We start from the raw sequence: 10,989 nt of genomic DNA, 5'->3' as shown, positions 1-10,989 counted from the left end.
TGATCGATATCAGCGCATCCGTGATGCAGTTCCTTCTGGCGTTCATCGTCGCCGCCCCGGTCATCGGCGCCGTCGCCGCGCTTCTGCCCGCACCGCCCGGGCTCAGGGGCAGGACACCCCAGCAGGCGGTGCTCCGCCACGGTGTGATCGTCACCGGCACCGTGCTCATCGCCGCGGTCGTCCTCGCGCTCGGCTTCGACCGCGACCATCCGTCGAAGATGCAGGCCACCACCGACATCAGCTGGATCCCGGCGCTCCATGTCCGGATCCATCTGGGTACGGACGGCATCTCGCTCCCCCTTCTCGTACTGACCGCGCTGCTGACCTTCCTCTGCGCGCTCTACTCCTGCTTCAAGCCCCCCGCGGGCCCGTCCCCCAAGGCGTTCGTCGCTCTCGTCCTCTTCCTCGAATCGGGGACGCTCGCCACCTTCGCCGTCCTCGACCTGGTGCTGTTCTTCCTGGCCTTCGAGATGGTCCTCATCCCGATGTACTTCCTCATCGCCCGCTGGGGCGGCGCCGAACGCACCGCCGCCGCCTGGAAGTTCATCCTCTACACCGTGCTCGGCTCCGTCGTCATGCTGCTCGGCATCCTCCTCATCGGCGTGAAAAGCGGCACACTCGACATGGTGGCACTCGCCACTGACAACGGCCGCGACCTCACCCACACCACCCAGGTCCTCGCGGTCCTCGCCATCGCCATCGGCCTCGCCGTGAAGACCCCGATGTGGCCGCTGCACAGCTGGCTCCCCGACGCCCACACCGCGGCGCCCACCGTCGGCTCCGTCCTCCTCGCCGGAGTCATGCTCAAGATGGGCACCTACGGATTCGTCCGCATCGCCCTGCCCATCGCACCCGAGGGCATGCACACCTTCGCCCCCTACCTCGCGGCCTTCGCCGTCGTCGGCATCATCTACGGATCGCTCGCCTGCCTCTCGCTCGCCCGGCGGGGCAACGAGGGCGACCTGAAGCGGCTCATCGCCTACTCCTCCGTCGGCCACATGGGCTTCGTACTCCTCGGCATCGCGTCGATGACCCCCACCGGCGTCAACGGCGCGCTCTTCGCCAACATCGCCCACGGCCTCATCACCGGGCTGCTCTTCTTCCTCGTCGGCGCGCTCAAGGACCGGTACGGCACCGCCGACCTCGACACGCTTGCCGGAGCCACCGGCGCCGCCCTCTACGGCCGGGCACCCCGGCTCGGCGGCCTCGTCGCCTTCGCCGCCGTCGCCTCACTCGGCTTGCCGGGGCTCGCCGGGTTCTGGGGCGAGATGCTCACCATGTTCGGCGCCTTCGACCCGGCCAGGGGGCTCAGCCGCCCGGCCTTCCTCACCTTCATGTCGCTCGCGGCCCTCGGCACCCTGCTCACCGCCGCGTACCTCCTCGTCGTCGTACGCCGCGTCTGCATGGGAAGCGCACCACAGACCACACACGAAGCACGCGACGCACCGGAAACATCCGAGGCAGGGAAAGCACACGAGACCCACGAGATCCACGGAATCCCGGACATCCGGAACATTCAGGACGTCCAGGGCTACGAGCTCGCCACCTGGAGCCCGCTCGTCGCACTCACCGTCCTCGCCGGCCTGTGGCCCGCGGCCCTCCTCGGCCTCTCCGACCCGGCCGTGCAGAAGCTCCTCGCAGGAGGCAAGGCATGACCTCCCTCGTCCAGTCCGTCGACTGGCTCGCGATCGCCCCGCCCCTCATCGTCGCCGCGACCGCGCTGATCATCCTTGTCGCCGACCTCTTCGTCCCCGACCACCGCAAGCCGCTCCTCGGCTGGACCGCGGTCGCCGGACTCGCCGCCGCCGTCCTCATGCTCCTGCCCCTGCGCCACGGCAACCGCTCCACCTTCTGCCTCACCACCGACCACGGAGCCTGCAGCTACACCGCGGACCACTTCACCCTCGCCATCCAGCTGCTCGTACTCGGCGGCGCTCTGCTCACCGCACTCCTCTCGATGAGCGAGACCGGCGGCGACCGCCTCCCGGCCGGCGAATTCTGGTTCCTGCTGCTCGCCTCCGCCTCCGGAGCCGCGCTGCTGCCCGCGTCGCGGGACCTCGCCACCCTCGTCGTCGCCCTCGAAGTGGCCTCGCTGCCCGCCTTCGCCCTCGTCGGCCTCAAGCGCGGCAACCGCCTCTCCTCCGAAGCGGCCCTCAAGTTCTTCCTGTCCTCGGTCACGGCGACCGCCGTCACCCTGCTCGGCGTGAGCTTCGTCTACGCGGCCACCGGCACCCTGCACCTCACCCGCATCGCCACAGCCCAGGTCGACCCGCAGCTCGACACCCTCGCCGAGGCCGGCGTCGTCCTCACTCTGGTCGGCTTCGCCTTCAAGACGGCCGTCGCGCCCTTCCACTTCTGGGCCCCCGACACCTACGTCGGCGCGCCTCTGCCCGTCGCCGCCTACCTCTCCGTGATCGGGAAGGCCGTCGGCTTCTCCGGGCTGATCCTCGTGACCGTCGTCGCCTTCCCCGGGTACGCCAATATCTGGGGCCCGGCAGTCGCCGTGCTGGCCGGGCTCACCATGACCGTCGGCAACACCGCCGCCCTCCGCCAGCAGGCCACCCGCGCCCACAGCGCCGTCCGGCTCCTCGCCTGGTCCTCCATCGGCCAGGCCGGGTACCTCCTGGTGCCGATCGCCGCCGCCGGATACACCTCGGACCGCGAAATCGGCTCCACCGTCGCGTACGCCCTCATGTACGCCGTCGTGAACCTCGGCGCGTTCGCCACCGTGGCCCTCGTCGCCCGCTCCCGCCCCGGCAGGCGCCTGAGCGACTACCGCGGCCTCTACGCCACGCGGCCCTTCACCGCGCTGGCGCTCGCCTTCTTCCTGCTGTGCCTGGCCGGACTGCCCCCCGGCATCATCGGCCTCTTCGCCAAGGTCACCGTCTTCCAGAGCGCGGTCGACGCGGGTCTCGGCTGGCTCGCCGCGGTCATGGCCGTCAACGTCGTCATCGCCCTGTACTACTACCTCCGCTGGACGGCTGTGCTGTTCCGCACACCCCGGGCCGCCGCGGCCCGGACCGGGTCCGCGGCCGGCGACACCCACCCCGGCCTGCGCATCCCTGTCCCGCTCACGCTCACTGTCGCTCTCGCGGCCGCCGCAGGAGCCGTACTCTCCGTCGCCCCCCAGCTGGTCCTGCACTTCGCGTCCGGCAGCCTCTTCTGAGTTTTGCTACGGTCTTCCGCCGGGCTCACACCACGGACGGCGCTCCGGCGCACGCCCCGGGGCGGAGGCAGTACGCCGCCGGAGAGCGACACCGAAGGGCGCGTCCGAGAGCAGCGCGCAGGACTACCGAAGCCACTGAAACCACCGAAACCCACCGAATCAAGGAGCAACCAGTGCTGAGCGGGTTCAAAGACTTCATCCTCCGCGGGAACGTCATCTCCCTGGCCATCGGCCTCGCAGTCGGGTCCGCCTTCACGGCAGTCGTCACCGCACTCAGCACCGCCTTCATCACGCCCCTCATCGGCCTCGCCACCAGCTCCGCGATGGGCGACTTCAGCAAGGCCGAGTTCACCGTCGACGGCGCCACCTTCCGCTACGGCCTCCTCATCAACGCCGGAGTCGCCTTCCTGGTGACCGCCGCAGTCCTCTACTTCTGCGTCGTCGTCCCGCTGGCCAAGATCCAGTCTCGCTTCACCGCCGACAAGCCCGTCGACATCAAGGCGGCCCTCCGCGACTGCCCGTACTGCTACACCGAGATCCCGGCCGTCGCCTCCCGCTGCGCCCACTGCACCAGCCAGGTCGAGCCCGTGCCCGAGGCCCTGGCACTGGTGAAGGTCCCCGCACAGGGCTGACCCACCCGTACGGCGCACAGCACGGGCCGCGCGCACAAGGGAACTAGCCTCCCTCGCCTGGCGTTGACCAGTGAGGGAGGGTCCACTGGACAGTGGACAGTGGACTGGGCCACTGAGCGAAGGTTCCCCGCCGCACGACTTGGAGGGCGTACCGTGCACCGCCGGCACAACGGGCTGAGGACCGCTGTCCTCCTCGGGGGGCTGTCCGCCCTCCTCATCGTCATCGGCAGCTTCTTCGGCCGTACGGGTCTGATCGTCGCGCTCGTCGTCGCGCTCGGCACCAACGCGTACGCCTACTGGAACAGCGACAAGCTCGCCCTGCGCGCCATGCGGGCCCGGCCCGTCAGCGAATTCGAGGCCCCGGCGCTCTACCGCATCGTCCGCGAGCTCTCCACCGCGGCCCGCCAGCCCATGCCCCGGCTCTACATCTCGCCGACCCAGGCGCCCAACGCCTTCGCCACCGGGCGCAACCCGCGCAACGCCGCCGTCTGCTGCACCGAGGGCATCCTCCAGATCCTCGACGAACGCGAACTGCGCGGAGTCCTGGGCCACGAGCTCAGCCATGTCTACAACCGCGACATCCTGATCTCCTCCGTCGCCGGCGCCCTGGCCTCCGTCGTCATGTTCCTGGTCAACTTCGCCTGGCTCATCCCCGTCGGCCGCTCCGACGACGACGAGGGCCCGGGCCTCATCGGTATGCTGTTGATCATGATCCTGGGGCCGCTGGCCGCATCCCTCATCCAACTGGCCGTCAGCCGCTCACGCGAGTACGAGGCCGACGCGTCGGGTGCCCAGCTCACCGGCGACCCGCTCGCCCTCGCAGGCGCGCTGCGCAAGCTCGAAGCCGGTACGAAACAATTGCCGCTGCCCCCCGAGCCCCGGATCGAGACCGCGAGTCACATGATGATCGCGAACCCTTTCCGCCCCGGTCAGGGACTGTCCAAGATGTTCTCCACACACCCGCCCATGGCGGAGCGCATCTCCCGACTCGAACAGATGGCAGGTCCCCGGACATGAAGACCATCCTCAACATCATCTGGCTCATCCTGTGCGGCTTCTGGATGTTCCTCGGCTACCTTCTCGCGGGCGCACTGCTCTGCATCACCATCATCGGCATCCCGTTCGGGATCGCCGCGTTCCGCATCGGTGTCTACGCGCTCTGGCCCTTCGGCTACATGGCGGTGGACCGCACCGACGCCGGAGCCCCGTCCTGCGTGGGCAACGTCCTGTGGCTGGTCCTCGCCGGCTGGTGGCTCGCACTCGGCCACATCTTCACCGGCGTCGCCCTGTGCATCACCATCATCGGCATCCCCCTGGGCATCGCGAACTTCAAGCTGATCCCGGTCTCCCTGATGCCGCTGGGCAAGGAGATCGTCCCCACGGACCAGCCCTTCGCCGCCCGCTGAGCAGCGCCGGACGGCGGAACTCGCCACGCCCGCACCACCTGTTCCTGCGACCACACGTCTGCGACCAGCGACGCAACCAGCAGTGCCGCCTCGACGTCCCTGTTTAAGACACCGAACGTAAGGCAGGCTCTGTTCATGGGAATCATCAGTTGGATCATCCTCGGACTGCTCGCAGGGGCCATCGCCAAGTTCCTGCTCCCCGGCCGTGACCCGGGAGGTCTCGTCGGCACCACCCTCATAGGCATCGTGGGAGCCTTCGTCGGCGGATGGGGCGCCTCGCACTTCTTCCACCACCCGGTGGCGAAGCACTTCTACGACGGCGCGACCTGGATCTCCGCCATCGCGGGCGCACTCGTCCTGCTGGTCGTCTACCGGGTGCTCTTCGGCAACTCCCGTTCACACCGCTGACCGCGCACCTGCGCTGACTGCATCCCCCCCCGCTGACGGCACACCCTCGTACCGGGGCGGCCCGGGCCACCACTGATCACCCGTGGCCGCCTCTGATCACCCGTGGCCGACCCTGATCAGCCGCAGTCGGCCGGGCCACCGAGCCCCGTCTCCCGCAGCGTGATGTTCAACCGCCCGCCGAGCAGCCCCACCGCCGGATCAGCCGTCTCCGGAAGGACCTTCGGGACACCGTGGTACGCGAACCGCGAAGGTCCTCCGAAGACAAACAGATCCCCGGACGCCAACCGCACATCCGTATAGGGCCGCCCCCGCCCCTCCGGGTTCCCGAAACGGAAGACGCACGTGTCGCCCAGGCTCAGTGACACCACCGGAGCAGCGCACCGCTCCTCCTTGTCCTGGTGCATGCCCATCCGTGCGTCACCGTCGTAGAAGTTCACGAGCGCCGCATCGGGCGCGTACGCCCCGGCACCCCCGGTATCTCCGGCCCCGACCGGCACCCCGGCATCTCCGGCACGGCCGCCGCCCCCGTACGCCTCAGCCACTGCGGACCGCCCCAACTCCGCCAGCCAGCCCGGGAGTTCCGCCACCCGTGCGCCGTTCACATCGTCGGCGGTACGCGCATACCGGTACGGCTGCCAGTGCCACCCCAGGCACACCGTCCGTACGGACATCACGCCCCCGCCCGGCAGCCGCGTATGCCGCAGCGGCACAGGCCCCCGCGCCCACCCGCGGCACGCGGCGACCAACTCCCTTTGGCGTTCCACCGACAGCCACTCCGGAACATGCACCGCACCGGGCGCGACCTCCACCCTGTCCCGCGGGTACAGCCCGGTCATCCGGCTGTACCCACCCCGCGGCCCGGGTCGGCACACCACCCCGTCACGACGCGGGCACCCCTTCGAGCCCCAGCAGCCACTGCTTGCGTTCCAGCCCGCCCGCGTACCCGCGCAGCGCCCCGTCGGCCCCGATCACCCGGTGGCACGGCCGTACGACCAGCAGGGGATTGCGCCCGATCGCGGTGCCCACGGCGCGCACTCCGGCGCCCGAGAGCCCGATGCTCCCCGCGAGCTCCCCGTACGACACCGTGGTGCCGTACGCGAGACCGTCCAGCGCGGCCCACACCCGCTGCTGGAAGTCGGTTCCGCCACCCGCGTAGTCGATCTCGAACCGGGTCGACGCACCGGCGAAATAGGCCCGCAGCTGGTCGGTGACCCAGGTGAACACGGCCGGATCCCGGCGCCACCCCGCGGCGGCGGCGTCCTCGGCGGTCACCCCGCCCTTCTGGCCCGGCACCGACAGCGAGACCAGCGCCACCCCGCCCCGGGCGTCCGCCGATTCCTCGCCCACCAGCAGCAGGTCACCGAGCGGGCTGCCGACCGTCGTCCAGACCGTTGTGCGGACAGCCATCGGTCGCTCCCTTCCTCACAGCGTCCCAGCGGCCGTTCCACCGGGACACCTACGAGTCTGCCGCCCCCCGAGCATCCGGACCGGCGGATTTCGGACGTCATGGGTCACGCCGCCTGCCGCGCCCCATGCCACCGCACCTCGCGAACGAGGGAAAGGCATCGGCCGCCCGATACGAAGGCGCGGCCCCGCGTGGTGCCGCGCCCGGGCCTGGGGCCGTCGGTGGCCCGTGGTGCTGCACACACCTGTGGACCGACGACGAGGGGCACGACGCGGGCCGCCGTCGAGGCGGCCCTCGGCGATGTGCCCCCGTCGTGCCCCGTGAAGTCCGCCCAGCGGCGTCCGTGCGGGTCGGGCCGGCTGGTCAGCGGTAGTTCACAAACTGCAGCGCGAAGTCGAAGTCCTTGCCCTTCACCAGCGCCTGCACAGCCTGCAGGTCGTCCCGGCTCTTGGAGCTGACCCGCAGTTCCTCGCCCTGGACCTGCGCCTTGACGCCCTTGGGGCCCTCGTCGCGGATGACCTTCGCGACCTTCTTGGCGTTGTCCTGCGAGATGCCCTCCTCGATGGAGGCGAAGATCTTGTACTCCTTGCCGGACAGCTGCGGCTCGCCCGCGTCCAGCGCCTTGAGCGAGATCCCGCGCTTGATCAGCTTGGTCTGGAAGACGTCGAGGATCGCGGTGACCCGCTCCTCGGTGTTCGCCTGCATCAGGATCTTCTCGCCCGACCAGTCGATGGAGGCGCCGACGTTCTTGAAGTCGTAACGCTGAGAGATCTCCTTGGCGGCCTGGTTGAGGGCGTTGTCGACCTCTTGCCGCTCGACCTTCGAGACGATGTCGAAACTGGAGTCGGCCATGTCCTGTGGCTCCTTGTATCGGGTGTGTTGAGGGGCACGAACGGTGTCCCGGCCTGTTCCGCGCAAGCCTAAGGGCTGCGCCGCGGCAGGCCCCGCCCGTCCCTGATCAATCGGGTGGCGAAGCACCCCGTGTCATCAGGTATCGTTTACGTCGTTGCCACGGACTCCCGCAGCACGCGGATCCGCAGCGACAAAACCCCGGCGGTGTGCCCGAGTGGCCAAAGGGAGCAGACTGTAAATCTGCCGGCTCAGCCTACCCAGGTTCGAACCCTGGCGCCGCCACTGGAATCAGCCTCTGACCAGCATTTCTGGTCAGAGGCTTTCTGGTTTTCCGGCTGGTTTTCGGGCTGGATTTCGGGCCCTTTGAGGCAGGTAGACAGGCAGGCAGGCCCGTCCTTGTCCCACGGCCGTGGCTCCTGCTAGCGCTGCTGCTGCTTGCCGGGGTCCGCGAGCCGGAACGCCAGTTCCGTCTCCCACTTGGACATGTCCGGCTCCTCCCGCGGATCCGTCTTGTAGATCTCCAGCCGGCAGCCCCACTCCTCGACGACGTCGGCCCTCTCCATGTCCCACTCCATGCCGCGCGCCGCCGCGTACTCCAGCAGACCCGCGGTGACCCCCAACAGCTCGTCCGGGTGCCCGATATGGGTGACCGTCAGATACCGGCCCGCGGGCAGCGTGCCGGTGAAGACCTCACCCGCGTCGGCGTCGGCCTCGTTGACGCCCCAGCCCGCCGCCTCCAGCGGCTGCGCCACCGGCACGCCCGCCTCGATCTCCATGCCGCGTTCCACGTCGATGACGTCGTACCGGAAGAAGGGCGCCCCCGCCGGTTCGATCCCGCGATCGGCGAGCCTGCCGAACACCTCCACCAGCCGGTCGGCGATCACCGGGAGCGTGTCCATGGTGACGGTCTCCCGGATCGCGGCGTACGGCTGCGCCGCACGCTCGACGACCACCGGCGGGTTCTGCATCAGTTGCCCGCCACGTCCTTCACGGCGACCGACACCGGCACCGATCCGCCGATCAGCTCCAGGGTCAGACCCGCGGTCGCCGGGGTCTCGACCAGCTCGGCGAGTACCGCGGCCACGTCGTCGCGCGGGATCCGGCCCCGGCCGGTCCTGGCCTCCAGGCGTACGTGTCCGGTGCCCGCGTCGTCGGTCAGCGCGCCGGGACGCAGCACCGTCCACTCCAGGGTGCGGCGGGCCCGTACGGCTTCGTCCGCCGCACCCTTGGCCCGGAGGTAGGCGTCGAAGACCCCGTCGCCCCGGTGGGCGGTGTCGGCGCCCATGGCAGAGATCATGAGGTAACGGCGTACGCTGGCCTGTTCGGCGGCGTCCGCGAGTTTGACCGCCGCGTCGCGGTCGACGCTGTCCTTGCGTTCGATGGTGCTGCCGGGGCCCGCACCCGCCGCGAAGACCACCGCGTCGGCGCCGGAAAGGGCCTGGGCCACCTGGTCCACCGTGGCCGACTCCAGGTCGAGTACGACCGGTTCGGCGCCCGCGGATCTCAGGTCGTCGGCCTGCCCCGCGGCGCGGATGATGCCCGCGACCTCGTCGCCGCGCGCGGCGAGCAGCCGCTCCAGCCGCAGCGCGATCTGACCGTGTCCACCTGCGATGACAATGCGCATGTTTCCGACGGTACGCTCCGGCGGCCCCGCGCGCTCAGGAATGCCCGCGCGGGTGACGGGACGGCCCGCGCGGGGGTTCCCCGTCGTGCCCCGGGGGCCGGTGGGCGCAGGGCCTCGGCCCGGTCGGTTGCGCGTTCAACAGACGGTTCGGCGACCGCCGGGTCCAGCGCTCAGGGCCCCGTGCCGGCCCGTCCCTGGCGCGGCAGTTCGAGTGCGCTGGGGGTGGTCGAGTCGCAGTACTCGCGTACCGCGTTGGTCCGTGCGACGACCCGCCCGCGGTGGATGACGATCCTGCTGTACGCGAGGGAGAGCACCGCGGAGAGCTGGTCCCCGCGCACGGCGAGCAGCTCGGCGGGGAAGCCCGCCTCCACCCGTACCTCGGGGAGCCCCATGGCCTCGCGCGGCGCCGAACTGACCGCGCTGTACGCGTCGTCGGGCCGCAGACCGCTCTGCGACGCGAGCAGGTACGCGGCCTCCAGGGGGTCGCCGCGGCCGACCGGGTTGGCCAGGTCGCGCAGAGCGCCGCTGCCCGCGGCGACATGGACGCCGGCCGAGCGGAGCAGGCGTACGGGCGCGGTCCCGCGGCTCTCCACTCCGCCGCAGCCGCCCTGGGGCTGGCAGATCACGGTGACGCCCGCGGCGGCGAGCCGCCCGGCGGCGCGGACCGCCGTGTCGTGCGGGAGCCGGGAGAGCCCGCCGCAGGGGCCGATGGCGACGCCGGGGCGCAGTCCGCCGGACATGGCGGCGAGCCGGGCGAGCCGGGCGGGGTCGTCACCCTCGGTGTGCAGATCGACGGCGCAGCCGTGTTCGGCGGCGACTTCGAGGACGGCCTGGGTGTACCCGGTCGGGTCGGGGTCGAGGTCGGGGCAGCCGCCGACGACGGTGGCGCCCATCTTCACGGCGTCGCGCAGCATGGCGAGGCCGTCGGCACCGGCGACACCGGTGAGCAGCCGGGGCACGGCGACGGTGGTGAGGTCGGCGAGTCCGCGCAGCGACCGCCGGGCCTGGAGCACGGCCTCCATGGCGCCGAGGCCCTGGACGTCGCCGATGCGGATGTGCGAGCGCAGGGCGGTGGCGCCGTGTCCGAGCTGGAGGAGGGCGGCTTCGGTGGCGCGGCGCTGGATGGCGGGGGCGGAACCGGTGGTGGCGGGGCCCGGTCCCGGTCCGGCGTCGGCGGTCAGCGCGGTGTCGCTGTGGGCGTGGGGTTCGGCGGGGGCGGGGAGCAGCAGGTAGCCGTCGAGTTCGATGTGGGAAGCGGACGAGGACGCGGAGGCGCGGGCGCCGGGTGCGGTGAGGCTGCCCGCGGTGCCGACGGCTTCGATGAGCCCGTCGCTGATGCTGACGTCCACGGTGCGGCCGTCGGCCAGGCGGGCCCCGCGGAGGAGGAGCGCGGTGGTGTCTGCGGTGGCTCCTTCGGGAGGCCGCGGCTGGCTGTCGGGCATCGCGCTCCTGGGTGCTGGGCCGGGCATGACGTACGAGGTCACACAGCGTGAAGC

General features: G+C 70.9%; 12 protein-coding genes and 1 tRNA gene. 7 read left to right on the top strand and 6 right to left on the bottom strand.

The annotated features are described in order from the left end of the window. Window positions 1-23 precede the first annotated feature (23 nt). The 6 genes from OG210_RS10825 to OG210_RS10800 all read left to right on the top strand — a co-directional run bounded on the left by OG210_RS10825 (window position 24) and on the right by OG210_RS10800 (window position 5,612). Window positions 24-1,655 carry a NuoM family protein gene (locus OG210_RS10825; RefSeq protein ID WP_371540248.1) on the top strand — a complete coding sequence of 544 codons (1,632 nt, stop codon included), beginning with the start codon at window positions 24-26 and terminating at the stop codon, window positions 1,653-1,655. Next, window positions 1,652-3,166 carry an NADH-quinone oxidoreductase subunit N gene (locus OG210_RS10820; RefSeq protein WP_328330131.1) on the top strand — a complete coding sequence of 505 codons (1,515 nt, stop codon included), beginning with the start codon at window positions 1,652-1,654 and terminating at the stop codon, window positions 3,164-3,166. The genes OG210_RS10825 and OG210_RS10820 overlap by 4 nt, the downstream gene beginning before the upstream one ends. Before the next feature lie 173 nt (window positions 3,167-3,339). Then, a complete protein-coding gene (locus OG210_RS10815) occupies window positions 3,340-3,798 on the top strand; it encodes an MscL family protein (RefSeq protein WP_328330133.1) in 459 nt (152 codons plus the stop codon). Window positions 3,799-3,951: 153 nt separating this feature from the next. Next, entirely contained in the window at window positions 3,952-4,815 is an 864-nt protein-coding gene (htpX, locus tag OG210_RS10810) for a zinc metalloprotease HtpX (protein ID WP_266854330.1), read from the top strand. Then, window positions 4,812-5,204, top strand: a complete 393-nt coding sequence (locus OG210_RS10805; protein ID WP_328330136.1) for a YccF domain-containing protein — start codon at window positions 4,812-4,814, stop codon at window positions 5,202-5,204. The genes htpX and OG210_RS10805 overlap by 4 nt, the downstream gene beginning before the upstream one ends. Before the next feature lie 135 nt (window positions 5,205-5,339). Then, a complete protein-coding gene (locus tag OG210_RS10800) occupies window positions 5,340-5,612 on the top strand; it encodes a GlsB/YeaQ/YmgE family stress response membrane protein (RefSeq protein WP_328330138.1) in 273 nt (90 codons plus the stop codon). 116 nt (window positions 5,613-5,728) lie between these two features. On the opposite strand, the gene OG210_RS10795 is transcribed toward OG210_RS10800, so the two are convergent. The 3 genes from OG210_RS10795 to OG210_RS10785 form a co-directional block, all read right to left on the bottom strand. Next, window positions 5,729-6,448, bottom strand: a complete 720-nt coding sequence (locus tag OG210_RS10795; protein WP_371535991.1) for an alpha-ketoglutarate-dependent dioxygenase AlkB — start codon at window positions 6,446-6,448, stop codon at window positions 5,729-5,731. 43 nt (window positions 6,449-6,491) lie between these two features. Further along, entirely contained in the window at window positions 6,492-7,019 is a 528-nt protein-coding gene (locus OG210_RS10790) for a methylated-DNA--[protein]-cysteine S-methyltransferase (protein ID WP_328330142.1), read from the bottom strand. 361 nt (window positions 7,020-7,380) lie between these two features. Then, entirely contained in the window at window positions 7,381-7,869 is a 489-nt protein-coding gene (locus tag OG210_RS10785; RefSeq protein WP_266854321.1) for a YajQ family cyclic di-GMP-binding protein, read from the bottom strand. Window positions 7,870-8,069: 200 nt separating this feature from the next. Between OG210_RS10785 and OG210_RS10780 the strand changes: the two genes are divergently transcribed. Next, a tRNA-Tyr gene (locus OG210_RS10780) sits at window positions 8,070-8,151 on the top strand. A gap of 137 nt (window positions 8,152-8,288) precedes the next feature. On the opposite strand, the gene OG210_RS10775 is transcribed toward OG210_RS10780, so the two are convergent. The 3 genes from OG210_RS10775 to OG210_RS10765 form a co-directional block, all read right to left on the bottom strand. Further along, window positions 8,289-8,837 (bottom strand): GyrI-like domain-containing protein, encoded by a 549-nt coding sequence (locus tag OG210_RS10775; protein WP_328330144.1) that lies wholly within the window; start codon window positions 8,835-8,837, stop codon window positions 8,289-8,291. Beyond that, on the bottom strand, window positions 8,837-9,493 hold the full coding sequence (locus OG210_RS10770; protein ID WP_328330146.1) for an SDR family oxidoreductase: 657 nt from the start codon (window positions 9,491-9,493) through the stop codon (window positions 8,837-8,839). Before OG210_RS10770 ends, OG210_RS10775 begins: the two co-directional genes overlap by 1 nt. A gap of 170 nt (window positions 9,494-9,663) precedes the next feature. Then, window positions 9,664-10,935 (bottom strand): amidohydrolase family protein, encoded by a 1,272-nt coding sequence (locus tag OG210_RS10765; RefSeq protein WP_328330148.1) that lies wholly within the window; start codon window positions 10,933-10,935, stop codon window positions 9,664-9,666. Between the last annotated feature and the right edge of the window lie 54 nt (window positions 10,936-10,989).

Source organism: Streptomyces sp. NBC_00466 (assembly GCF_041433995.1).
In the GTDB taxonomy this organism is placed as follows: domain Bacteria; phylum Actinomycetota; class Actinomycetes; order Streptomycetales; family Streptomycetaceae; genus Streptomyces.
The sequence above is the reverse complement of the archived record's forward strand: the minus strand, read 5'-3'. Positions and strand labels throughout refer to the sequence as shown.

Coding starts and splice junctions, on each gene's coding strand:
- OG210_RS10790 (WP_328330142.1), bottom strand. CDS start 7,019: ATGGCTGTCCGCACAACGGTCTGGACGACGGTCGGCAGCCCGCTCGGT.
- OG210_RS10825 (WP_371540248.1), top strand. CDS start 24: ATGCAGTTCCTTCTGGCGTTCATCGTCGCCGCCCCGGTCATCGGCGCC.
- OG210_RS10795 (WP_371535991.1), bottom strand. CDS start 6,448: ATGACCGGGCTGTACCCGCGGGACAGGGTGGAGGTCGCGCCCGGTGCG.
- OG210_RS10785 (WP_266854321.1), bottom strand. CDS start 7,869: ATGGCCGACTCCAGTTTCGACATCGTCTCGAAGGTCGAGCGGCAAGAG.
- OG210_RS10800 (WP_328330138.1), top strand. CDS start 5,340: ATGGGAATCATCAGTTGGATCATCCTCGGACTGCTCGCAGGGGCCATC.
- OG210_RS10805 (WP_328330136.1), top strand. CDS start 4,812: ATGAAGACCATCCTCAACATCATCTGGCTCATCCTGTGCGGCTTCTGG.
- OG210_RS10775 (WP_328330144.1), bottom strand. CDS start 8,837: ATGCAGAACCCGCCGGTGGTCGTCGAGCGTGCGGCGCAGCCGTACGCC.
- OG210_RS10765 (WP_328330148.1), bottom strand. CDS start 10,935: ATGCCCGACAGCCAGCCGCGGCCTCCCGAAGGAGCCACCGCAGACACC.
- OG210_RS10820 (WP_328330131.1), top strand. CDS start 1,652: ATGACCTCCCTCGTCCAGTCCGTCGACTGGCTCGCGATCGCCCCGCCC.
- OG210_RS10770 (WP_328330146.1), bottom strand. CDS start 9,493: ATGCGCATTGTCATCGCAGGTGGACACGGTCAGATCGCGCTGCGGCTG.